The sequence below is a fragment of the Saccharicrinis aurantiacus genome (genome assembly GCF_947489045.1).
In the GTDB taxonomy this organism is placed as follows: domain Bacteria; phylum Bacteroidota; class Bacteroidia; order Bacteroidales; family Marinilabiliaceae; genus Saccharicrinis; species Saccharicrinis aurantiacus.
The window spans coordinates 135,144-161,092 of the sequence record NZ_CANLCN010000011.1 but is presented as its reverse complement, the minus strand read 5'-3'; the positions used below and the strand labels follow the sequence as shown (position 1 = coordinate 161,092).

Genomic DNA, 25,949 nt, shown 5'->3' with positions numbered 1-25,949 from the left:
TACAGATCCGACAAAAAAAAGAAAGAGGGAATCCGAATTCGAATTCCCTCTTTACTATTAGATTCATTTTTTAATGTAAGGTATATGTAATACCTGCTCCAAACATATTTCCTACTTGTCGAGGATAAACGGTTTGTAACTGATTAACCGACTCTACAAATGGAGAAGAGAATACATCATTTCCGAAAATAAATAGGTTTAATGAATTATTCATAAATGACCTATCTATCCTGAAATTAAATACTGTTCTATTATCATTGGCACCAATTTCATTACCTGTTTTGTAGCCTTGTTGGTATAGAGGTTCAAACCTTTCCATATCTTCTTGATATGGAGACTCGATTCCGCCAAATCGGTTTCTGTAAGCTGTTGCATATAATCCGGTTAAGGTAACTTTAAAGTCGTATGGTAAATCAATATATGCTTTTGCTCTGAATACATTTTCAGGTACTGTAGGGTATTCATTGTCATCAATTCTATCATCTTTGAAATCGTCAATTTCAAAGTCATCATTATTTTGATAATATAATTCATCAATATATAATGAGTGAGATAACTCAAACAATAATTTACTATTGGCTTGATATTTAATAATGGATTCAGCTCCCCAGTTGTTACCTTTCATATAATTACCGTAGTAAAATGGCATTATATATAAGTCATCATAGTTGTTAGATTGAGTTAATCCAAAGCCAACAGGACTATTTATTAATCCATTTTTAATCCAAGTATAATATGCATTGGTTTCAAAGTGTAAATTATCAAGTATTTGCCACCTTACACCAAGTTCGGCAGTTCTGAAGCTTGATGGATCTGTATGAGATGAAGGTATAGCAGCAACACCTAAATCAGTTGACTCTAATACAGCTTGATAATATTCAATGTTTTCTTCTGTTATTTCAATTTTGTTTTCTTGTAGATACTGATAAAATAGCAGGTCATTCATTTCTGCTCTAAACATGTTGAGTTCAATATTTGTTTGATTATAGCCAGGAGTAGTGTATGATAGTGAATAGCCTCCCCAGGCAGTGAATTTGTTATTTGGCATGTAAACTATTTTAGCCATTGGAGAAAAGTAATATTTACTATTTAGTAGAGAGAAGTTCTCAAACTTAGCACCAATATAAAGTGAGAACTGATCATCCCAAAAAGTCATCTTATCTTGAGCAAAGAACGATGTCAGCGTCTCGGTATTTTCTTTATCAGTGTAGGCAATTGAATGCTCATGTGTAATATTATTAATGTCGTAATTTACCGATCTATAATTGACTCCAACAGAGAAATTATTAAAGGCTAGTTTAAAATTATCTTGTACTTCAACATCTATAATACCGTTATTGGTTGTGAAGCCACCTGCTGAAGGTTGATCAACATTTTGCCTATCTGTAGATACTCTCACAAATAAACTGTGATAATCAGAGAATTCATAATCAGCTCTTATGTTACCGATTAGATGGCTGTTATTTCTTTCGCCAAAAAATGCTACATCTTCTGAGGATAGTTGAAATTCACCAGTTGAAGGATCAACATCAATAACTGAACTTTCTATTGGAGAATAGGAATAATAATGATTTGATTGATATCCACTATAGTGAAACGCAGCAGATAAGTTTAATTTTTCGTTTGCTTTATAGGCAAGGTTAAAACCGGCAGAATACGTTTTAGTTGTATTGTCATCTTCGGTATACTTACTACCTTCAAAACCAGAATAGGCTTGATCGTACCCTCCAAAATGTTTGTAGTTTCCGTAATAAGCAATCTTTGTTCTTCCTCCAAATTGCTTTCCTCCGTTTACAGAACCTTCAGCATAGCTTGGCGATGCCATTTTTGCTGTAGCAGATATTGGAGTTAAGTTATCTGCATTTTTAGTTACAATACTTATTACACCTGTAGCAGAGTTAGCTCCATATACAGTACCACCTGAACCCTTAATAATTTCAATACGCTCAATCTGACTTAAGGGTAATTCAAAATTGTCGTAGTTAAATGACGAGTACATTAAGTCATTCATAGGTGTACCATCTAAAAGAACAAGTACTGATCCGCTGTAATCATTTCGCATAAAAGCAGAGGTGTTCATGTATTCATTCTGCACCCCCCAATAACCAGGTACTTCTCTGAGTAGTTCTGTTAAATTGGTTGCTGGAGATCTTTCAATGTCTGTTGCAGATATTACGTAAACAGAAGAGGGTAATCCTTTGATACTTTCCGATTTCTTTGAGGCTACAGAAACCTCCATATTCATTAATTGTTCTAGGGTGAGGTCAAATAGGTCTTCGCTTTGCTCTTGAGCAAATATGTTTTGAGCAAGCGATAGTAGCATTAGCATTGCTACCATTAAATTGTTTTTCTTCATTCCGTGTATTAATTATTCGTTTTATTCGTAAAGTTGAGATATAAAGTTAATTGTGGACCTATTCTCAACTTGCAGCTGTTACGGCATGATTAATGGCAGGTTATGTATTTAACTATCATTAACGATTCTGTTTTTCGTTTTAACAATTGAATGATGATTCATACTATATTACAGGTTATTGATGTAAAAAGTGTTTTTTATTTGCTTAGTGTGTAGGTTGATAATAGCAAAAGCGAAGGAGGCTGTTTTGATTATTAAAACAGCCTCCTTCGCTTTTTATTAATGACTTCGTTTAATCGAGTTTATATTTTAGTTGCTCCATAAAATATTCCGGTTTTTTAAACTTTGGGTCTTGTACTTCCCATCCAACATGGAAACTAAATTCAGTTGGTTGTTCTAACTTTAAATGGGTACAGAAAGTATGCGTAATCCCGTTCCCTTTTTTAGGAGCAGGTTTATTTTTAATAAACACATTTTTATCTACAGTTAAGGCCATACCTAATATTTCATCTTCGTAACCTTGGTTGCCATGTGTCATGAATATATGGTTTGTTTGGGTTTCATCAGCAATTAGTGGCAGATTGTGCAAATCTACAATACCTGTTACTAATTCCTCATCACCTTTTAAGCCTTCAACCCATACCTTGCTTTCATAACCATACTCACCAGCATAAATACTGATTTGATGTTTTATATTATAAACTCTATCTAATATTTGAACACTTTCATAATTTAATTCAAATATTGCTCTAACAGGGCCTTCGCAAATAAAACGATAAGATCCTTCTTTACAAGGACCTACTCGGTATATAGAGTCGTTTATTGCAATTGCAATAGCACCTGCTCCAAGAGAATTTCCTACTTTCAGAATATCCATTCCCCACCAATCTAAGGAGTGGTACTTTTGGCCTTTAATACCTACGCTATCCAATGCCATTATAGAGGTTCTTTTACCAAAAATGTCGATTCCATTTCTTGCATCGTAATAGTTTCTGAAACCTACAATATCATTTTCCCAGGCAGGACCTTCCATCTGAAAAATAGGTTGAATTAACTTACTCTCTGTAGAGTGCAATCTTTTAGCACTAGTAATCTCATTAAAGGGAGCTTTCTTATTCCCGAATCGAATGTTGGTTCTTTGAGGAAATAAGGCGAGTTCATCAGGTGTGGCAATTTTAAAATGGATTTGCTTTGTTTCATCAGCTTTGAGGTTGATTAAGAAAGTAATTTCGTCAATGTTTCCATCGCCGTTGATATCATCGTTTTGCGTTGCTAAAAAAACGCCATCAGAGTCAATAGCAATTATTTCATCTCCATTGGGATTGTTTAAATACTTTAAAGACTCATTAAAGCTCAAGGTAACTGCTTTATCTGTGATAGGATGGTTGTTGGAGTTTTTAACAGTTAGTGTTTGTGTTTTATCTGCGCAGCCATATATTATAATAGTGCATAATAATATTAAAAAGCTTATTATTCTCATCGTTTATTGTTTTTAAGATTATAATTGACCGTTTAAAAAGAAAGCCAGTTACTTAAATAACTGGCTTAAATCTATTATTTTAATTCATTAGGTTGGTGTGTGTCCATGTCAGTATAGTCCATATTTTCGCCTGCCATTCCCCAAATAAATATATAATTTGAGGTTCCTGCAGCACTGTGTATGCTCCAAGCTGGTGATAATACGGCTTGTTCATTTTGCATCCAAATATGGCGTGTTTCATCGGGTTGACCCATAAAGTGACAAATAGCTTGTTGGTCTGGAACTTCAAAATAGAAGTATGCTTCCATTCTTCTGTTATGCGTGTGAGCAGGCATGGTGTTCCATACGCTACCTGGTTTTAACTCAGTCATCCCCATTTGAAGCTGACAAGTTTCGATAACTTCTTTTACTAATAACTGGTTAATTTGTCGAGCATTAGATGTTTCTAAAGAACCTAATTGTAATACATTAGCATCCCCAAGGGTAATATGTTTTGATGGCAATTCTTTATGAGCAGGAGAGGAGTTGATGTATAAGCGAGCAGGGTTTTTAGCATCTACCGATTCAAAAACAACATCTTCGTTTCCTTTACCTAAATATAATGCTTCCTTATATTTTAAAGTGTAACTAGTACCTCCTGCACTAATCTTAGCATCGCCACCAACGTTAATTACACCCAGCTCTCTTCGATATAAGAAATAAGGAGCCTTTAACTCGTCATATGCCTCTAGTACAATTGGTTTATCTGTAGGAACAGCACCACCAAGAATGTATCTATCGTAAAAAGAATAAACCAAGTTAATTTCTCCCGGAACCATTACCTTTTCAACTAAGAACTCTTTGCGAATACGGTTGGTATCATAACTTTTTACATCTTCTGGGTGAACGGCATATCTTACTTCTAAACTCATAATAATATTTTTTTTAAAACTTGAATACTTAATTATTTACACGCTATTGCAATATAATACATAAACTTTTAATTCTCTGTAACTAAAGAATATGCTCTGTCGAATGCAAAAATACAAACGTTTGCACAAATATATGATTTACTTTGAAATTATAAGAAATCAGCGTTAATTTTTATAGAAATAAGGCACAAAAAAAGACAGTCTGCATAAAGCAAACTGTCTTAAGTTTTTGACTTACAATAAATCTATTTGAAATAGAGTAGGTCTTATTTTATTGTGATGCTATACTCGTATTTACCAGATAATAATTGGTATGGAGTAATTGGTTCTGCTTTAGGCGACCATGTATCGCAACCACCTACACCAGTTTGTACCATATCAATATTAAGGGTGTAGAAATCTTCTACTTTAACTTCGTTAGTATGTCTGGCGTTGAATAATGATTCAGCCGTCCAAGGCCATACAGAAACACTTAAAGGCTTATCTCCACTAAAGTGGATACCTTTACCTTTGCTGTTATTTAGTTGCATCCATCTTACTTCAGTATGGTTACTACACTCTTGTGGTTGTGCATACTCAAACACAAAATCGGTAACCGAACCAGAGAATACATTAACTTCAGCAGCAGTGTTTCTATCGCTATAGTTTTCCCACGGACCTTTACCATAGAAGCTCATTTTATTAAGCTGATTTGGTACTGTTGTAGTAAGTCCAACTCTAATTAATTTAGGTAATGATGTGTCGGCATCAAGTGCATAATCGACTTTCACTTCACCTTTACCATTAACCGTGTAGTTAATATTTAATTTAACCTTACCATCAATAGCATGTGTTGTTTTAATAACTGTTACACCCGCTTTTGGCTCTTCAATATTAAAAGAAGTAAGTTTTAAGTTGTTAGCCGCATCTTTCCAAAATGCTGAAACTTTTTGTGGTTTCCATCCTCTTTCATCATTATCAGTTAAAGGTCTCCAAAAGTTAGGCTTTAAAGCACTATTAATAGTTTCAACACCACCTTTTGTAAGCGCAGTAATATAACCCGATTTAGAATCGATTGTTAGCTTAAAAGCTTTATTTGATAATGTAACTGTATTACCAGATTCAGCTTTAGTAATTGCTGAATACTTAGCGTTGGCATTCACTACAGCTGGCTTTCCGATAGGTAGTTTAAGCTGCTCTTTAGCAATTTCGTATCCTTTAGGAGCCCAGAATTCATCTTTGGTGCTATGTGCGCTCACTCTTAACCAATACTCAGCACCTGCAACAATTTTTGGTTGCTTAAACGGAATTGTTACTTGAGCAAAATCTTCAGTACCAATATTTGGCTGAGCAATATTTCCTTTTTGTAAAAGCTTTCCATCTTGCCATAGCTCCCACTTAAAGTTGGTGCTGATAGAAGTGCTAAACCACTGACGGTTATTGATTGTAATAATACCTTTTTCAAGATTAACGGCATTAAATGTATAAGGCTGATACACATATTTACACTCAATAATTTGAGGTTTAGCCGTTCTGTCTGATGCAATAATACCATTTAAACAGAAGTTACCTGCGTTTTGCTTGTCGCCAAAATCACCACCAACAGCATAGTACTCTTTACCATTTTCGTCTGTTTGCAGGATACCTTGATCAATCCAATCCCAAATAAATCCACCAAGGATATTATCATAGCTATGAATCATATCCCAATATTCTTTCATGTTACCCAATGAGTTACCCATAGCGTGTGCATATTCACACATCATCACCGGGCGTTTAATATTTGGGTTATTAGCCATATCCTCTAATACCTCAAGCGATGGATACATTCTGCTTAAAACATCAACGTAAGCCGGATCTGTTGGATTTGCAGCATGGATGGCCTCACTGGCTTTCCATTCTTTTGAAAATACCTTTAAGTATTGCTTGTGGTTAGGATCGCCTTGCGCTCCCTCATAGTGCATAAAACGAGTAGCATCATAATCTTTTATCCAAGCGGCCATAGCAGCGTGGTTTGGACCAGTACCAGACTCATTACCTAAACTCCAGCTAATGATACTAGCGTGGTTTTTATCACGTTCAACCATTCTGATGGCTCTATCAACATAAGCTCCCGACCAGGTAGGTTGGTTACTCAATAAACCACGAACAGCATGTGTTTCGAGGTTGGCTTCATCCATTACATAAATTCCGTACTTATCGCAAAGGTCATATACATAAGGATCGTTAGGGTAGTGTGAAGTACGGATGGCATTTAAATTATATTGTTTCAATAATTTAATATCTTCTTCCATTGCTTCACGAGTCATTACTTTACCACCCACTTCGTCATGATCGTGGCGGTTTACACCGTATAGCTTAACTTTTTTACCATTAATAAGCATTACATTTCCATCGATGGTAACATCTCTAAATCCAACTTTTTGAGAGCGGATATCTACAGTTTCGCCTTTTTCATCTTCTAAAGAAAGAATCATAGTATATAAATATGGCTTCTCAGCAGACCATTTATGCGGGTTAACCACATTTTGCTCCATCAAGCCAAAATATACGTTATCGCGCTGTGGGTAGTATTCGTTAACTACTTTGTTTGCGCTTAGTTTTATCGGAGAAATAACTTCATTGCCATCAGCATCAAACAATTGAGCTACAACATTCATTTTATTACATGCTTTACCCGAAATGTTTGTAATGCGTGGGCGAACTTGAAATAATGCATCTTTGTATTGTTCATCAAACTTAGTGCGAACAAAAAAGTCGTTAAGTGATACTTTTGGTTGCGCTAAAATCATTACTTCACGGTGGATACCGCTTAAACGCCAATGATCCTGATCTTCTAAAAATGCACCAGTAGTCCATCTGTAAGCTTCAACAGAAACTGTATTCTCACCTTCATTTAAGTATTCTGTGATGTCGAATTCAGCAGGTAAGCAACTATCTTCGCTATAACCTACTTTAACACCATTTATCCATACATAGAATGCAGAGGTAACACCACCGAAATGCAAAATCACTTGTTTGTTTTCCCAAGAAGATTTCCAGTTAAAAGTTGTTCTGTATTGACCAACCTCATTTTCCCATGGATAGTGTGGTGGTTTTAATGATAAACCAAAATCTGAATTTACGTAAACAGGTTTTCCATAACCTTTCAGTTCCCAATTGGATGGTACTGCAATATTATCCCAAGCGCTTACATCAAAATCAGATTTATAAAAATCGGTAACTCTTTCATCTACTTTTTCAGAATAATTGAATTTCCAATCGCCGTTTAAAAACGTAATATCCGTTTTATTACGGTCTCCGTTTTTCGCATCTTCAATGTTTGAGAAAGAGTACGAGGTTGCTCTTCCGTTCATTTTGTTAATGCCAAAAACAGCTTCGTTAAGCCATTCTTTCTTTTCGAATTGAGCATAGCTACTACTGATAAAAAGTAGGCATGCTAAAACAATAGTTAGTTTCTTCATTATCTATGTTTGTTTGAATTTTCAGAAAGTGAATATACTGCGATATTGCTAGTTAAAACAGTCTTTTTAAGCTAAAAATAGGGTGTTTATTGAAATTGTAAGATCCTACCATGAGTTTCCTGAAATCTTCAGCAATTATAGTAGTGGTATATAAACTATAAAAAAGGGGTAAACTCAATATTAAGCAAATTGGCTCAATGTATCCCCAAAGGCTCAATGTATTCCTGAATAACTTACTTTTTATTTCACCCCCCATTTATCTACCTATAATCTCCTCACATACGCTTATGAGAATGATATCTTAGAGGTTCAAATTTAAGTACTATATCATGACAAGAATAACAAGTATCATTCTATTTTTTTGCATCAGTTTTGTTACAATTTCTGCTAAGCCTCCAAAACCACCTAAAGGTTACAGGTGGGTAATTAATGCGCAATTCTCCGATGAGTTTGATGGCAATGAATTAGATCAAAGCAAATGGATGAATGAATTTAATGGTGGATGGAAAGGAAGACAGCCTGCTTGGTTTAATCCCGAAGCTGTATCTGTATCTGATGGTAATTTGAAAATTAAGAGTGGGGCTTTAAGTAAAACTAAAAAGTTTGGCAAAGCAGAATATACTATGTACGGAGGTGCTGTTTCGTCAATAACAAAAGAGGCTCATTTTGGATATTATGAGTGTAAAGCCAAGGCATCAAAAATTGCGATGTCAACTACGTTTTGGATGTCGAACGATAAAGTACCGTTTACCGAGAATGACGATTGCGAAACAGATTCATACAGTCAAGAGCTCGATATACAAGAAGCCGTTGGAGGAAGTACAACTTTTGAAAAATTCCGTAACGGGATGAATTCAAATACCCATTACAGATATGTAAAGTGTGGAGAGAAAAAAGAAACTTTTATTTCAAAGGGATCTGATGTAAAACTAAAAAGCAATGTATACGATGCGTATCATATTTATGCTGCTTGGTGGAAAGACGCCCACGAAGTAACCTTTTATGCAAATGATGAGGAGTCGGAAACGGTTCAGTTTAGAACTGACATTTCAAAGAAACCTTTTGATAGACCAATGCAAATAAACATGGTTACTGAAACCTACAATTGGCAACCTGCACCAAGTGTAGCTGATTTAGAAAACCCAGAAATCAATACCGCTTATTACGATTGGGTTAGAAGTTATAGCCTAGTGCCAATTAATAAAAAAACAAAATGTAGCTATGCAGCCCAAGTTTTTGAAGCCAATGTTGAGGCTAAAACGCAATTGCAAGATGCTACTTTAAAATTAGATTATACCTACGAAGCTAACGAAGATTGTAAGCTGTATATCTCAGTAAATAATGGAGATGCTACACTTAAAAGCATAAAACTTAAAGCCTATAAAGGTTTGGGGAACGATGAATTAGAGTTAAAGCTAAAATCATCATCAGCAAAGCAAGTAGCAATTAAACTAGTATCGAATTCAGGTAAGGTATTAATCGAAAAAGACTTTAATATTTAACAATGTTGAGAGCTATAACAATTGTTTTGGTTTTATTGTTGGCACTACCTCTTAGTGCAGGCAACAAGAAAAAGCCCAATGTGGTATTCATATTAATTGACGATTTGAGTCATTTGGGTGTTAGTGCCTACGGGTGTAATAAAGTTGGCTCCCTATTGGGGCGTTTTGAAGATACTGAGACATCTACGCCCAATATAGATCAATTGGCCAACGATGGCATGTTGTGTAATAATGCCTTTGCCTATCCGCTTTGCGAGCCCACACGTATTGCTTTAATGAGCGGTAAGTATAACCAACGGAACTTTTTACGTTGTAAGTCGCAGCATAAGTCGGATGTTACTTTTGGCGATGTTTTTCAAAAGAATGGCTACAAAACGGGTATCTATGGCAAATGGAAACAAACTCGCGGAACCAAAGAAATTCCAGCTAAGGACTATATATTTGAGTTTGGTTGGGACGACTTCTGTTGTTTTGATGTAATTACCGAAGGCAAGCGATTCATTAATCCGAACTTAATTATCAATGGTGAGGTAAACGACTATCAAATGCGTACTGATTTAGATCCGGAAACGGGTAGACGATGGTACGGGCCAGATATCTGCAACCGCAAGGCATTACAGTTTATCGATGATAATAAAGAAGATCCCTTCTTTTTATATTACCCCATGTTATTGGTGCACGATGAGCATCAGCCTACGCCGGCAACCATGCCTCATAGTGTGTTTGATACCTATAACGAAGGGCGTAACGCCAAAACTACCAAAAAAGGAGACGACCATAAGTACTTTCCGGATATGATTGCATATATGGATATACTGATTGGTAGGGTAGTGGATAAGCTTGATGAGCACGGTTTAAGGGAGAATACCTTAATTGTGGTTATGGGCGATAATGGCACCAAAGAATCGTTTAAGCATATTTTGCCCAACGATTCTATTTACCCGGGACGTAAAGGTGGCACTAGCGATAATGGTTTGCATGTGCCTTTGGTACTCAATTATCCGAAGCATATTAAAAAATCAGAGCGTTACGATGGTATGATTGACATAACGGATATATACCCAACTATTGCTGAGGCGGCCGGTATTGACATTCCCAAAAGCGACGAGTTAGATGGCATCAGTTTTTGGCCACAGATGCTAGGAGAGAAGGAAGAAGCCCGAGAAGTTATATATACTTGGTACAATAATAATCAGCCTTATACCAGTGATGATGAGTTGCTAATTTATGCTTTTAATAAAGAGTTTAAACGTTATGCTCCATGCCCCGAGTATCCCGAAGGAAGGTTCTTTGATTTAAGGACTGATCCTTTAGAATTGGCAGGAGATAGGGTGTTTGAGCGCAGGTTTAAAATTAAATTGCACAGCGGACTTGATGTTAATAAACTAAGCAAGGAGCAACAAGAGGCCTACGATTATTTAGGCAGTGTAATTGATTCGTATGCCGAGGTTGATGTAAAAACTTTAGAGTTGAGTGGCATAAAAAAACCATTAAACGTTGGGGAAACCATTAGCCTTAATTGCGAGGTGTTACCCCATAATGCCACTCGTAAAAATATTATTTATGAGTCGAGCGATGAATCTGTGGCAAGCATCAATAAGTTTGGCGAATTAAGCGCTTTGAAGAAAGGTGTGTGTACTATATCTGTATATTCGTGGAGCGATGCTTTTCCCGTAGCTGCTAATGCAAAGGTTACGTATAGCAAAACTGGTATTTCCAATAGTATTATTATTGAGGTGAAGTAAATAAACATACAATTTAACTGGTATACTATTTAGTATGCAGTAAAATAAAACTATAATTAAATGAATCAATCATGATGAAGTTTTAAACACACAAGACTCTGATAAAGAAACTTTTTATAAGTTCTGTAAATGAGTCTTGTGTCTTGATACTTGTGTCTTGATACTAATTTTAAACACATGAAAAATTACTTGTCAATATGTGCTTTGGCTGTTTTAGCAGCATTCACATCGTGCCAACCAAAAACAGAAAAGGTGGTACTTCCTGAGAAACCAAATATTATATTTCTGTTTGCCGATGATCAGTGTCATAATACCATTAATGCACTAGGGAATAAAGAAGTAATAACACCTAACCTAGATAAAATGGTGGCCGAAGGGGTTACTTTTACCAATGCCTATAATATGGGTTCGTGGAGTGGTGCGGTTTGTTTGGCATCGCGTACCATGATGAATTCGGGTAAAAGTGTATGGCAAGCCAAAAATTATTTTAATAAGAAAAACGCGCCTGCTAAAACTTGGGGACAACGTATGCAAGAGCAAGGCTACGAAACCTATATGACGGGTAAATGGCATGTACATACCCCTTCAAAACAAAGCTTTAATCATGTGGTGCACGAGCGTCCGGGTATGCCTAGCGATTTTTGGGATCATGCCACAATGGTTCAAAACTTTAAGGATTTAAAAGCAGGTAAATACAAAAGTTACCTAGAGTTTATGCCTCAAGGCTATAACCGTCCGCTTAGTGTTGATGATCACTCGTGGTCGCCAACAGATTCTACCATGGGTGGTTTCTGGAAAGGCGGACAGCATTGGTCTGAAGTATTACGCGACGATGCCATTCAGTTTATTGATGCAGCATCAAAAAAGGACAATCCATTTTTTATGTACTTGGCATTTAACGCACCACACGATCCGCGCCAGGCGCCACAAGAATACCAGGACATGTATAATGTGGATGATATATCAGTACCGGCAAGCTTTCAAGCTTTGTATCCCGACTGTGAGAAAATAGGAAACGGTCCTGCTTTGCGCGATGCTATGTTAGCGCCATTCCCGCGTACCGAATTGGCAGCAAAAGTGCATACTAAAGAATACTATGCGAGTATCACGCATCTTGATGCCCAAATTGGTAAAATTATGGAAGCGCTTAAAAAGAGTGGTAAGGCCGATAATACCTATATTATTTATTCTGCCGATCATGGTTTAGCTGTTGGTAACCACGGTTTATTTGGCAAGCAAAATATGTACGATCATAGTATGCGTATGCCATTTATAGTGCTAGGGCCTAAGTTGCCTAAAAACACTAAAGTAAATGCAGATATCTACTTGCAAGATGCCATGGCAACAGCATTAGATTTGGCTGGCTTTAAAAACGATGGTTCAGTATTCTTTAATAGTGTTGTGCCACTACTAACGGGCGAAACTAAAGAAAGCGTTTATCCTGCTATTTATGGATGTTATCTTGATTTACAAAGAATGATTCGTAAAGATGGATATAAGCTAATTGTGTATCCCGAGGCTAACACCATCAAGTTATTCGATTTAAATAGCGATCCACTAGAAATCAATAATATTGCTGATGCAAAGCCTGAAATGGTTAAAACAATGTTTGCCGAATTAGTAGAACTGCAAAAAGAGTATCACGATCATCTTGATTTAACGCAGGTGTTTCATTTGTAGGGTAAGAGGGAAGAGAAAGAAGGCTGAAGACAGAAGGCAGAAGTGTGAAAAAATATAGTGTAGCTATGGTTTTTATTAAGCGCCTCGTAAAACGGCCTCTTTAAAAATGGCTTTTGTTTTATTTAAAGCTTTAGTAAGACCAAGAAGTTGAGAGCTGTGCTCGAAAATCACTTGGCCGCGCTTAAGCTTTAAATAAATAAGAAAGTTATTTGTAAAGCAGCCTTGATTTTCTTTTGCTTCTGTTTTCTTGCATCAAGGCAAGAAAATGAAGTCGGGCCTACCTGACGGCAGGCAGGTTTGGGATGAAATCCCAATACGTAATATTGTATATGACATAATAACTGTAACAAATAAATTAAGTGGATAGACTCATTATACTCTATCCATAAAAAAAGTAATAAAAATTACTCTTATGAATAAACTATCAATTCTATTCGCTTTTGTGGCACTAGTAGCGCTACAAGCCTGTAATAGTAAACCCAAAGAAGCTGAGAAACCAGCAAAACCAAACGTAATAGTTGTCATTACCGATGACCAAGGTTACGGCGATTTGGCCTGTAATGGCAACCCAATTATTCAAACACCACATATTGATAAATTCAATGGTGAAAGTGCCCGTTTTACCAACTTCCATGTGGGTACAACATGTGCACCAACTCGTGCCGGATTAATGACAGGGCGCAATGCTAACAGAGTAAATACTTGGCACACCATTGGCGGCTGTTCTTTATTAAATGAAGAAGAGGTAACCATTGCCGATGTATTTCAGCAAAACGGTTACGAAACAGCCATGGTAGGTAAATGGCACTTGGGCGATAATTACCCATTCCGTCCGCAAGATCGCGGGTTTACGCAAGCCTTTTACCACGGTGGCGGTGGAGTAGGACAAACGCCTGATTACTGGTTGAACGACTACATTGACGATACCTATTTCAGAAACGGTGTGCCCGAGCAAACCAAAGGACATTGTACCGATGTTTGGTTTAACGAAGCACAACGTTTTGTTGAAGCCCACCAAAAAGATCCTTTCTTTTTATACCTATCGTTAAATGCGCCACACGGACCTTATAATGTGCCCGAAAAGTATTTTAATATGTACAAAGATCGTACTGACTTGGCACCACATCAAAAGCGTTTTTATGGTATGATTACGCAAGTAGATGAACAATTTGGTAAGCTCGATGCGAAACTACAAGAATTGGGTATTGCCGATAATACCATTCTTATTTTTATGACTGACAACGGAAGTTCAGCCGCCTTAGCAGGAGGTAAAAAAGGGAAAAAGAATAAGGTAGCAGCAAAAACAACAGGCTATAATGCCGGATTAAGAGGCATGAAAGGTAGCCAGTACGATGGCGGACACCGTGTGCCATTTATTATGCGTTGGCCTAAGGGTGGTATAAACAAAGGAACCGATATTAACGAACTAACTGCTCATGTTGATGTTCTGCCAACCTTATCAGAGCTTTGTGGATTAGAGCTACCCGCGACAAAACCATTAGATGGTATGTCGGTAGTGCCATTAATTACAGGCAAAAAATCAAATACCGATTTTAATAAACGTATGTTGGTTACCGATACACAGCGTATTCAATGGCCAGTAAAAGGGCGTAACAGTTGTGTTATGACCAGCCAATGGCGTTTGGTTAATGGCGATGAGTTATATGATATTAATGCCGACCGTGGACAAACCAATAATATTGCAGCCGATCATCCGCAGATAGTTAAAGAAATGACTGCCTTTTACGATCAATGGTGGGCTAGTGCGGTTAAGGATATGCGTTACGCTAAAATTAAATTGGGTAGCGATGCTGAAAATCCAATGCAAATTACTTGTCACGATATGCATACCGATGCCGCTATTCCATGGAACCAAAGCTATATACGTAAAGGTATTGAGCTAACAGATGGCTATTTATTATGCGATGTAACAAAAGCCGGTAAATACAAATTTACAGTGGCACGTTACCCTAAAGAAAGTGGCTTGGCAATTGATGCTACCGTTGAAGATATAAAAGGATCAAAATGGTTCGATTATATTCCGGCAGGTAAATCCTTAAGTTTAAGCAAGCCATCTATTACCATTAACAATAAAGAATACCCTTGTAAGTTTAATGCCGACAGAACAGAAGCTATTGTTGAGCTAGACTTACCTGCAGGCGAAATTAAATATTACGGAGAATTTACAAACGCTGAAAAACAACGCGTACGCGGATACTATTATACCGTAGAAAGATTGTAACGCTCTTTTAGAGTGATAAAATAAAAGAATCCGAGCTGTCTGTATTGATGGCTCGGATTTTTTTATCCACAAAACCCCAAACAAATTCCATTACGGTATAGGGTACTTGTACGGGCCAAGCCATCTTATTTAGTTTGAATACAAATTAACTTAAGTAATTAAAGCATAATATAATTTTTGCTAGCTTCACAAGCCGAATAAACACCACTTATAAACTTATATTGACACCTTAGGTGAGTATACATAACATACGTTAGGATGATATACAGATATATGGTGAGTATATAAGTTAGTTGGCATTCATTTAGACCCGTCCTGAATAAAGGCTACATAATTTCAAACATCATGTACAAAAATGGCAAAGTAATCAGACGGTATTCAGAACCTTTTAAACTGGAAATTTTAGACGAACTTACAACTGGAAAACACACATAAAGCGAACTTTATAAACTTTACAATATTGCATCTACAACGTTGAATGGGTGGATTAAAAAGTATAATCGTAAAGACTTAATGAACACCAGAGTATAAGTGGGAACAAAAGACGAAACATATAGAATTAAAGCACTTCAAAAAGAAATATTTCAACATCATATGTAAAATCTTCTTCGAGAAACAATCTTGGGTGAGATCACCATAAAATCCTCTATGGAACAAAATTGATTGACTATAAAAGCGCTCGTAATGTTGTTTCCTTTCTGGAAATCAGAGATAAAAAGTAATAAGACGCTTTTAATACCTTTAGATTAGGCATATACACAAAGAAGCGAAGGCGAAAAAAACTTTGGTGGTTTTCATTTTAAATTTGTGATTTTTCTTCAGTACCGAAAAGGGTAGCTTTTAAGGAACCACAAAAGAAACGGCAGCCACTGTATTCTCATTTAGGTTGGGAAAAACCTGTCTTTCAAGATCTAAATCTTCATAATCATTGGAAAAACGAGAATCGCCATATATCCTTGAATAAACGGTAGTGCCAGATGGGAATCCCAATACTTCAAGTTCAGCAGCTGATATGGTAAACTCACCTGGATCAAACCTTGTTTCAATTGTCTCAGAGAAACTAGTGAACACCGTACCACTTACTGCGGCCTCATCATGAAAGAAAACCCGGTAGTAGCGTGAATCGTTAATACTAGCTGAAGGATCCATAGTTAATTCTAACGTAACTTCATTATTTGATACGGTAACCGATGTCGAGGTAATTGCGGTAGTGGATAATTGCCCTAAATTTGGGATATCCATAATATCCGTTAAGGCCGGATTGTTGTGCACCAGACCAAACTTTTTAAACGTTCCATGACCAGTTTTGCTAAAGTTCAAGGTATAGGTCCCAAATGGAACATCGCTAATAACGAATTTACCATTGGCATCTGAAATTGCTGATTTCAAGGGACTGGTCCCTTCGACGGTGATTGTCATTCCATCTCCAGAAAGTTGGGAAGTACCTTCATCGTAAAGTATTACAGATCCTGTTATATTCGAAGAAGTAATTGGGTCTGGAGTGGGAACGCTGTCGTTCTCACCACAAGAAAAACATACTAAGATGAACAACAAAGGCAAAAAATAGTATCTATTTAACATAACAATAGTATTTAACTTCAACTTAATCATGTAAAAAGCTTTTTTGTAATATAAAAAAATATTCCTAATAATAGATGAAATCTTATTTAAAATTTTAATAGAAGAGAATATTTAGGTAATGATTCTTTCCAAAGATACTCGTACCAAATGTTAGTACTAAATCTTATGCAGCACTGGGGAGTCGCAAATGTTGGAATCTCCTACCAATTATTAAAAAACGAAATGCCAACAATGGCTATAAGTAATTGCTTGGTCTGTTCTTACTCGGAAAATCCTGCGGATTTTCCTCTGGTTCGAGAACTTTTGCTAAATTAGTGACTTAAGCACGCAACTACTCATAGCCGAGACCGTTCACCCTTACATTTACACAATTCTATTGGGGATTTATACAAAACTGATGGGGAAAAGTCCATTTTGATGGGGATTCATTGAACTTGGTTGGGGATTTAGCCAAATTGGCAGGGATTTATTGAATTCGATTGGGGATTTAGCCAAATTGGCAGTAAAAAATAGAAAATTATTATTATCTTCATAAGCTCTAATTCAAAAAATAATAATCATAAATCTTAAACTCAAAAAAAATGTCTAGAAAATCACAAACAGAACTCCAAAGAATTGACCAAGGTAAAACCGCCATTGGAAACTCAGTTGCCAATGCTGAAATTTCAGAATTACTTGCAGAAGTAGGTTACGGAACCGAAAAAATGCAAGAAGGACAAAGCATACTCTCATCAGCCATTAGTGCCTACGATAATAATAAAGTAGAAGACACCGAAACCAACTTGGCCCACGATCTTTTTGATGATAAAAAGGAGGAATTAGAAAAAATATATGCCAAACATCGAAAACGAGCAAAGTTACGTTTCGACGAAGATGCATCTACATTAGTTAAATTAGAGCTTCATAAAGCTATACCCACTACGTATTTAGAGTGGCTCGAAACCGTAAAAGTATTTTATAAAGTGTTGTTGGGCGACGAAGCGCTCCAACTGTCGCTACAAGGGGTAAAAATAAGCCAAACAGAATTGCAAGAAACACAAGGCTTAATATCACAAACCGAAAAGTTACGTGAAGCTTACCTTAACGAAGACGGAGAATCGCAAGATGCCACAAAAATAAAAGATAAATCCATTAAGAACTTAGATAAATGGATGGTTATATCCTATTCTTATGCCGAAATAGCGTTGGAAGACAAACCACAGTTGTTAGAATCATTGGGTAAGTTTGTAAAAAGCTAACAGAAAGCCCAGTTAGCAATAAAGCATTAATAATAGCCTATCCGTAATAGCTCGGGTAGGCTATTTTTGCATAAAAGCAATAGAGGGCATCCAAAACATGGATACCCTCTACAAATTAACATGATGTATTTTATATCATTATCAGAAACCTGTTTATCATCCTTATAAGTATCAATTATAATTTTACAAAACGCGTTCCTACTCTAATCTCCTTGTTAGATAATACTATAACATATATTCCTGCAGGTATTTCATCAACCATTATTGTTGATTTTAAACTTGCTGCTGGTAGCGTGCCATTATTAACAATAGCTCCTGAAGCATTGTATATGGTATAGTTCATATCACTCATACTCATCTCAGAAGCCTCTATAAATATTTGCGCTCCATTTACCGGGTTGGGGTATAATCTCATGCCAGCAGCATATAAATCATCCACGTTTGAACTTATGGCACAACCCTTTTCATCTACTTCTACACCAGCCTCGGTATTTGGGCATTCATCCACATCATCCATAACACCATCGTTATCGCTATCCGTTTCGGATGGATCAGTAGCTGTAGAACAATAATCGCCCGGTAAGCCATAACAACCAAGTCCTGCAGGCCCTAGTTCAGGGTCCCAACTAATACCAGTGGTCCATTCTGTTGCTCCATATTCGTATGCACCAGCATCAGGACTAGCTCCAACAAAACCATCGGTAAAACCATCTATTTCTCTACCAAAATCTATGGGTTGCGTATTGGCTTTTAAAGTAAAGTCGCCAGCCTCTAAATCTGTAAACGGATTTCCGCTTGAAATGGTCAAGTTATTTTGCTTATCCGATTGCTCTTCCCAATCCGATTTATCAGATAAATTATTCCAAACATTCACATTGTAAAACTGCGTTCCATCTTTATGCCATGCACCCATGGTTGCAGAACCATTCCATAGGGTGTTGTTATAGATATTTAAATCCTTTCCATCCCAATTAATTTGGATGTTCGTCCATTCGGTATTACTTACCACATTGTGGTGTACATCAAAAGCTTCAGCATCATTATCTAAATAAATACCAGCCGCTTTACCATGAGCTCCTGGCGCACCATAATTGTCGTGAAAGTAGTTATGATGGATCTCAACATATTGAGGGCCTCCGGTTGTATAATACAAAGCACAGTCATCAACAATACCGTTACCGTACGAGATATCATTATAAGCATATTCAGCATTGGTGTGGTTTGCATTAATAATATCACGTCCGGCGTGGTGTAAAGTATTGTTTTTAACAATGGTATTCGAACCACCTCGTAAACTAAGCACAGCATCGTAACACCCTAAAGTATTAAAGTGATGAACGTGGTTATTTAGTATTTTATGCCCATTGCCCTCAGCTTTAATTCCATTACCAGCACCATAAGCAATTTCGCATTGTTCAATGGTGTTGTTAGAACCAGAAATCATGATGCTTTGGCTGCCAGAGTTAAATCCTTGATCAACCACTCCTCTGGTATGATTTCCAAACGTACTGGTTACTTGGTATATCAAATTGTTCGATGCCGATCCAGTAATATCAATTCTACCGCCAGTAACAGCTAGGTTTTTAATTTCAATATAACTTTTATTGTATAGGTTAATGGTTAGTTCACGTTTTCTCATGCTTATTTGACCATCTAACGGAACCGTTCCTCCATCTACTTGCAAATAAAGCGTCTTAGTACTTTCGTTAAAATACCATTCGTTATCAATATCAATAGCCTCTTTAATTCCTTCTAAAAAGAAATAACCCAAACTAGCAGGATCATGCCAAGTACGAATCCAGTCTGGGCTTTTATTTAGCTCAAAATTAACTTGTGTTGAGGTGCTTGCTTTAATCCATGATTTCCAAGCTATCCAACCACCGCCACCTTTGTTACCGTAAAACCAGATAGAGCCACCATCTTCCCAATTAAAAGAAGGGATGCCTTCGTTATAAGTAAGGTAAGCATCGAATATTTCATCAGATCCGCTACCTCCGCTATTTCTAATTCCATTAGGGGTAGATATGTCGCCATCGGTATCGTTAGGCCATCGGGCTAATGTCATTATTTGATCTCCGTTAAAAACCATATTCTTTTGTCCCAAACTCCAATCTACCGTTGTTTTGTAGATGTTACCTTCGTCTAAACTCCAATCGCTAAGCGCTTGCATGGCCGAAATAATTACCTTTTCGCCTGCCGCACCCTGATACACAATTGGGTTTGTACTAGTACCTGAGTTTTGAGGCGTTAATGTTTCCTCGTAAGTTCCCTCACCAATAGTTACTACATCGCCAGCTTTTGCTATGGAAGCAGCCTTTGTTATGGTTAAAAAAGGACTGTCTTCAGCTCCTGTATTAGTGTCATCACCCGTTTTGCTCACAAAGTAATTTTGTGGTGTTTCTGGTACCACCGCATCGTTGGTAGTTAACGAAAAATGATCGAAGTAGATAGTAGTCGCATTTCTAGCTAGGCTAAACGATAGGGCCAATTTACTAAAATCAGGCTCTCCAGCTAAAGCTGATGGCGTAAATATATACTCAAATCTGTGCCATGCTCCATCACCTTGGAATGTAATTGCCGGTTGGCTAAACGCAGTTCCCCATGCAGCACCATCCATGTTTGTATGCGAATAGATTGATAAATCAATGGATTCTTCGCTATCCGAATTACTTAATGCATAAAATACCAAGGTGTATTCTGAACTAGTTGATAGGTTTAGGTTTTGTTGGCGAAAAAATACTTTACCAGCATCTACATCAGCAGTTGGTATAGTAGCTTTGGCAGCTTTGCTTCCATCTTGGGCATAGTCAGCAGAGCTTTCTGCAATTACAGTTGGTCCGCCCCACGAACCAATCACCCAATCGCTGAGGTCAGTTTCAAAACTGGGATTATTTATTAAGTTTTGCCCCCTTGCTTGCACCAAAAAGCAGAGTAACAATATACTTAATATCGAAAATCGAGTAAAAATAGCATTCATAAATTTTATTTTAGTTTTTAGATATGTGTTCTAATAGAGGGATGAAACTTAATGAGCTATTTGATATATTCTTTTCCGTATCCCCACTCTTTATGGTATTACTTGTAACACGCTAAAAATAGGGCATACTATACATCTTTAGGTAGTAGATTTTGCAAACATTAGCGGGGGGATAATAATTGCATTAGCTGATAATAAAGTCGAAATGGAAGCTTTTTTAATGTAAAAAAAGACCAATTTTTATACGATGAATCCACTGTGTATACTACCGAATACTGCACATTATAATGTTGAATGATACCTATTATTTGATGGGGTTTTTGGTATTAATACCTGTGTTGAATTTAAAATAGCGGTAAGTCAAGATGGGATATAAAACATCAGTGCCAGTTTTAATATCGAAGTTTTTTTGCAAGCTTATAAACTGAAATGTCGTCTATTTTCTTCTTTTAATAGATAAAATCGGCTTGTCTGTATATTAAATAGCGCATCATTCTCAGGGTTTTGTAAATTTGGGTAAATGATATAAAATTTTTGATATGGCGATTAATAACATAAGTGGATGCATTGGTTGTGGCGTATGTGTTAAAACATGCCCTACAGATGTAATTCGATTAAATAGTAAGGGAAAAGCTGAAATTAAGTATCCAGAGGATTGTCAAATATGCCATTTGTGCAGAATGTACTGCCCTGTTGATGCTATTACAATAACACCAGAAAAGTCAATACCAGTAATCGTATCATGGGGGTAATTATGGAAAAAAGAGTAAAACAATTTATTTGGATATTCGCAATAGGTATTTTTATTGTTGTCCCTAGCTTAATTTATTCATTAGGATATTTCCCAAGAAGAAGCTTTTTAAAAGAGACGATATCATTACTTACACTGTTATCATTTTTTGTAATGATACTAATGTTTTATCTATCAAGAATAAACCGAAGTACATTAAAGCCATTTAAAATGGCAAAGGTGCTTAAATGGCACAAAGCACTGGGATATACTTTTGTTGGGATACTAATATTCCATCCTTTTTTCGTTATCGTTCCACGTTATTTTGAAGCAGGAATATCACCTGGAGATGCGTTTTCAGAGATACTCTCTAACTTAGATAAACAAGGCTTGCTCTTTGGTTTAATCGCATGGAGCACGATGATATTACTTGGTGTTACTTCTTTTTTTAGAGATAAATTACCAATGACCTACAAAACCTGGCGAATATTACATGGTATTCTTTCACTTGTATTTCTATTTCTAGCATCCCTTCATGTTATTCAAACAGGCCGACATATGAGTGTAACATTTATTAGTTTAATTCTTTTACTCTCGGGCATTGGTATTGCCATGCTAATAAGAAGATACATATTGGATTCAACTTCAGAAAAGTCATAAATCATGGGGAATAATATTAATAGAAGAGAGTTTATTAGCTTAACAGGAGGCTTTGCAGGAATGGCAGCCTTAGCTTCAATGGGTATTTCTGGTTGGGGTGATAATGAGGCAGAAGTTACTGTTGACGAAATTGAAAGTAAACAACATTCCTGTGATGTACTTGTAATAGGCGGTGGTATGGCTGGGTTATTTGCAGCCATCAAGGCTCATGATGCAGGAGCTAAAGTGCTGTTTGTGTCAAAAGGGCGATTAGGTTCTTCAGGACAAACTCCCTTTGCCAAAGGAATTTTTGAGTACGATCCTAAAAATGCCAAATTAACAATTGATGAGTTTGTTGAGAAAGTGAGCTTATCGGCCATTGGTACAAATAATCGGGTATATACGCGCCAATTAGCAGAACATTCAAAAGCTCGTGTAGACGAACTTCGTGAATGGGGCTTTTTTGAATCACCTTTATATAATAAGTCTTTTTCAAAACCTATTAATGAGCGGCAAATACCTTTAATGGAGCGTATCACCATTACCAATTTGATAAAAGAAAATGGAAAAATAGCTGGTGCAGCCGGATTTAGCATAGATGAAAAAGAAGTGCATTTTTTTAATGCAAAAAGTGTCATACTTTGTACAGGAGCCGGAGGTTTTAAACCCAATGGTTTCCCTATCTGTGATTTAACCCACGATGGAACAATTATGGCATATAATATTGGAGCCAAAGTAACCGGAAAAGAGTGGAACGATGGTCACCCAGCAAAAGAAAAGAATGCTGCTGCTAGTTTTGATGGATGGGGCGATATGTTTTTGCAGAAACCCAGTACAACGGATATTAATATTCGACACGATTTAGGGGTGGATATGAATTACCAAGCCTATGTAGGTGGAGGTGGCTCCATGCGCATGGGACCTCAGGGCCCCAATGGAGGCGCATCTGTAAAAGGTGGACCACAGAGACCTGCAGGCCTAGATAACCAAATGCCAGGTGGGCAAGGTTCAAAACCCGAAGGCGGTAAACGTCCACCCAAAGGTAAGGAAGGAGGAGCCCCTCCTGGAATGAGCGGTGGAGTAGTTGGTGGATCGTCGGCCGGTATGTCTATACACAAATCGGAAGGTTTAGTACCTATTAATGATAAATGTGAGTCAAACATTCCAGGTTTATATGCTGCAGGCGATGCCTTAGGGTCTCATATGACTGGTGGAATTTATACACAAATAGGTTCATCTTTGGCTGGCTCGGCAGTTCAGGGTGCCGTGGCAGGAGAAGCAGCGGCTGAATATTCAGGTAAAACAGAAATTCAAAAACTAAGCAAGAGTAAAATAAATACGATTCAATCAGAAATTTTTGCACCATTAAAAAGAGAATCTGGATATAGTCCTGCATGGGTAACCCAAACACTTCAAGGTATTATGATACCAAACTTTGTGCTTTATGTAAAAAAGGAAAGTATGATGCGTGCTGCTTTAGCTTATGTTGTAGAGTTACGAGAATCGCACTTACCATATTTAAGAGCAAAAGACTTGCACGAACTAAGATTAGTGCACGAAACCCGTAATATGATAATAACAGCTGAAATGAAACTTAAAGCCTCATTAATGAGGAAAGAAAGTCGATGTAGTCACTATCGTATGGATTATCCTGAAATCGATCATGAAAATTGGGATGCCTGGATTAATATTTTTAAAGGAGATAATGGGGAAATGCTTTTTGAGAAACAAGCATTTGATTCATGGAGTTAATGAGAATTACATAGTAATTGCTTAGTATCCTTATCCGAGTTGTCAGTATTGATGGCTCGGATTTTTTTTACCCCACAAAAACTCAAACAAATTCTATTAGCGAACAGCTTACTTGTAAGGGCTAAGCCATCTTATTTAGTTTGGATACAAATTAACTTAAGTAATTCATACATAATTTAATTTTTGCTAGTTTCACAAGCCGAACAAACACTGGTTAAGAATATATTATCACTTTTGGTGAGGATATAAGTAAATTATCGGATACAAAAATAGCACTGCAGATTGAAAGTATATTAAATGAAGCAATAGCGTCCTAAAGGATTTTTAAGTTTAAGGCTAAGCTGCTAATGAATAATTTGTTATTGTAAGGTGTTTTTTCGTAGGCTTGTATTTAAGCAGCCTTGATCTTTTTTGCCCTGCCTTTGCCGGCAGGCAGGCTTGGGCAAAGAGCCCAATAGATAATATTATTTAGGACAGCATTGTAAATGAAGCAATTATTAAAGCAAACCGTATAAATGAGAAACCTATTTATAATAGCATTTGTGGTATTTGTATCAAAAGCAAATGCACAATTATCAGACCCATTTGATATGATTCGTAATCCTATTAATTACGATTCTATAGTACATTTCATTAACGATAGTTCATCCTATAACAGCCCTCGATTAGAAGATGCATACCTTCAGAGCTTAGGTACATTGTATTCATTCATCGGTAATTATAATAAGGCTGAGGAGTTATTTATAATTAGGGATACCAAAAAGGGATATATACCAGAGCATAAAGAAGAACTACAATTGAAAGGTTTTGGTGTAAATCAGGATACTTTAGTAAAGCTTTACAAACAATATAACGTAGTAATGTTTAATGAAGCGCATCATATGCCACAGCATCGTGCTTTTTTATACTCACAGCTTGAGGTGTTGAAGGAATTGGGGTTTACACAATTAGCTTTAGAGGCATTAAATGATGAAGACACCGAAATTAGTACGCGAGCTTATCCGGTAAACAATAATCCAGAACTTATTACAGGCGTTTATATAAGTGAACCGGTTTACGGCAATTTGCTTAGGCATGCCATCGAGTTAGGATTTACACTTATCCCTTATGAAACTTTTAAGTTAAGACGAGAGAAGGGGCAGGCAAAAAACATATTTAGCCAGTATAACAAAGAGCAGGGTAAATTAGTAATTTTAGCTGGTTATGGTCACATTGAAGAGAAGTTCCCTATGATGGCGTATCATCTAAAAAAAATGTTGAACGAGGAACTTTTAAGTATTTGTCAGCATACAAAGTTCGATATTGAACCCGTATTTCCGAACTCCGATAATAAGGATTTCTATTTGCAAAAAGATCCCAATGAATGCTATGATTATTGTTTGTACCATAAGCCCCATGTGAGCGACTTTAACATTCCTTATTGGTATACTTGGATGAATTTTAAGCATGTCGATTTTGCTAATTTATATGATGAGGCAATAAACGGTTCATTTATAGTTCAATTGTTTAACCCAAATGAAGTAAATGGTATTCCTATATACCAATACTTTAGCGAAGAATCTACAGAAATAAAGATTGCCTATCCTAAAAGTGATACTTATAAGCTAAAGATACTTAGTAAAGAAAAAACAGTGGAGAAGTTAGTTAATCTATAAATGAGTAAAATACAAAGT

At 36.6% G+C, this 25,949-nt stretch carries 15 protein-coding genes; 9 read left to right on the top strand and 6 right to left on the bottom strand.

The window, feature by feature from the left end:
- Positions 1 to 70: 70 nt before the first annotated feature.
- The 4 genes from QMO11_RS13925 to lacZ all read right to left on the bottom strand — a co-directional run bounded on the left by QMO11_RS13925 (position 71) and on the right by lacZ (position 8,190).
- Positions 71 to 2,356 (bottom strand): TonB-dependent receptor plug domain-containing protein, encoded by a 2,286-nt coding sequence (locus tag QMO11_RS13925; protein WP_282037840.1) that lies wholly within the window; start codon positions 2,354 to 2,356, stop codon positions 71 to 73.
- Positions 2,357 to 2,648: 292 nt separating this feature from the next.
- Positions 2,649 to 3,836 carry a DUF4861 family protein gene (locus tag QMO11_RS13920; protein ID WP_282037839.1) on the bottom strand — a complete coding sequence of 396 codons (1,188 nt, stop codon included), beginning with the start codon at positions 3,834 to 3,836 and terminating at the stop codon, positions 2,649 to 2,651.
- A gap of 74 nt (positions 3,837 to 3,910) precedes the next feature.
- Entirely contained in the window at positions 3,911 to 4,747 is an 837-nt protein-coding gene (gene kduI / locus QMO11_RS13915) for a 5-dehydro-4-deoxy-D-glucuronate isomerase (protein ID WP_282037838.1), read from the bottom strand.
- 266 nt (positions 4,748 to 5,013) lie between these two features.
- Positions 5,014 to 8,190, bottom strand: a complete 3,177-nt coding sequence (gene lacZ, locus QMO11_RS13910; RefSeq protein ID WP_282037837.1) for a beta-galactosidase, LacZ type — start codon at positions 8,188 to 8,190, stop codon at positions 5,014 to 5,016.
- A 329-nt stretch (positions 8,191 to 8,519) separates the two neighbouring features.
- Between lacZ and QMO11_RS13905 the strand changes: the two genes are divergently transcribed.
- The 4 genes from QMO11_RS13905 to QMO11_RS13890 all read left to right on the top strand — a co-directional run bounded on the left by QMO11_RS13905 (position 8,520) and on the right by QMO11_RS13890 (position 15,359).
- Positions 8,520 to 9,692, top strand: coding sequence for a LamG domain-containing protein (locus QMO11_RS13905; protein WP_282037836.1), 1,173 nt, complete (start codon positions 8,520 to 8,522; stop codon positions 9,690 to 9,692).
- A 2-nt stretch (positions 9,693 to 9,694) separates the two neighbouring features.
- Positions 9,695 to 11,437: a sulfatase-like hydrolase/transferase gene (locus QMO11_RS13900; RefSeq protein ID WP_282037835.1), complete on the top strand. Its 1,743-nt coding sequence runs from the start codon at positions 9,695 to 9,697 to the stop codon at positions 11,435 to 11,437.
- A gap of 177 nt (positions 11,438 to 11,614) precedes the next feature.
- The gene (locus QMO11_RS13895; RefSeq protein ID WP_282037834.1) at positions 11,615 to 13,117 is read left to right on the top strand and encodes a sulfatase family protein; all 1,503 of its coding nucleotides are present in this window, start codon (positions 11,615 to 11,617) and stop codon (positions 13,115 to 13,117) included.
- Between the two features lie 412 nt (positions 13,118 to 13,529).
- Positions 13,530 to 15,359 carry an arylsulfatase gene (locus QMO11_RS13890; protein WP_282037833.1) on the top strand — a complete coding sequence of 610 codons (1,830 nt, stop codon included), beginning with the start codon at positions 13,530 to 13,532 and terminating at the stop codon, positions 15,357 to 15,359.
- An 840-nt stretch (positions 15,360 to 16,199) separates the two neighbouring features.
- Here the strand turns inward: QMO11_RS13890 and QMO11_RS13885 are convergent.
- A complete protein-coding gene (locus tag QMO11_RS13885; protein ID WP_282037832.1) occupies positions 16,200 to 16,778 on the bottom strand; it encodes a carboxypeptidase-like regulatory domain-containing protein in 579 nt (192 codons plus the stop codon).
- 743 nt (positions 16,779 to 17,521) lie between these two features.
- Here QMO11_RS13885 and QMO11_RS13880 point away from each other — a divergent pair.
- Complete coding sequence (locus QMO11_RS13880; RefSeq protein WP_282037831.1) at positions 17,522 to 18,178, top strand: PQLLE family protein; 657 nt, start codon at positions 17,522 to 17,524, stop codon at positions 18,176 to 18,178.
- A gap of 175 nt (positions 18,179 to 18,353) precedes the next feature.
- Here QMO11_RS13880 and QMO11_RS13875 read toward each other — a convergent pair whose 3' ends face one another.
- Positions 18,354 to 21,155: a carbohydrate binding domain-containing protein gene (locus QMO11_RS13875; protein ID WP_282037830.1), complete on the bottom strand. Its 2,802-nt coding sequence runs from the start codon at positions 21,153 to 21,155 to the stop codon at positions 18,354 to 18,356.
- Positions 21,156 to 21,694: 539 nt separating this feature from the next.
- Here QMO11_RS13875 and QMO11_RS13870 point away from each other — a divergent pair.
- From QMO11_RS13870 to QMO11_RS13855, 4 genes are all read left to right on the top strand, one after another.
- On the top strand, positions 21,695 to 21,907 hold the full coding sequence (locus QMO11_RS13870; protein WP_075603740.1) for a 4Fe-4S dicluster domain-containing protein: 213 nt from the start codon (positions 21,695 to 21,697) through the stop codon (positions 21,905 to 21,907).
- 2 nt (positions 21,908 to 21,909) lie between these two features.
- The gene (locus QMO11_RS13865) at positions 21,910 to 22,545 is read left to right on the top strand and encodes a ferric reductase-like transmembrane domain-containing protein (RefSeq protein WP_282037829.1); all 636 of its coding nucleotides are present in this window, start codon (positions 21,910 to 21,912) and stop codon (positions 22,543 to 22,545) included.
- 3 nt (positions 22,546 to 22,548) lie between these two features.
- On the top strand, positions 22,549 to 24,276 hold the full coding sequence (locus QMO11_RS13860; protein WP_282037828.1) for an FAD-binding protein: 1,728 nt from the start codon (positions 22,549 to 22,551) through the stop codon (positions 24,274 to 24,276).
- A 515-nt stretch (positions 24,277 to 24,791) separates the two neighbouring features.
- Positions 24,792 to 25,931: a hypothetical protein gene (locus QMO11_RS13855; protein ID WP_282037827.1), complete on the top strand. Its 1,140-nt coding sequence runs from the start codon at positions 24,792 to 24,794 to the stop codon at positions 25,929 to 25,931.
- The last annotated feature ends 18 nt before the right edge of the window (positions 25,932 to 25,949 follow it).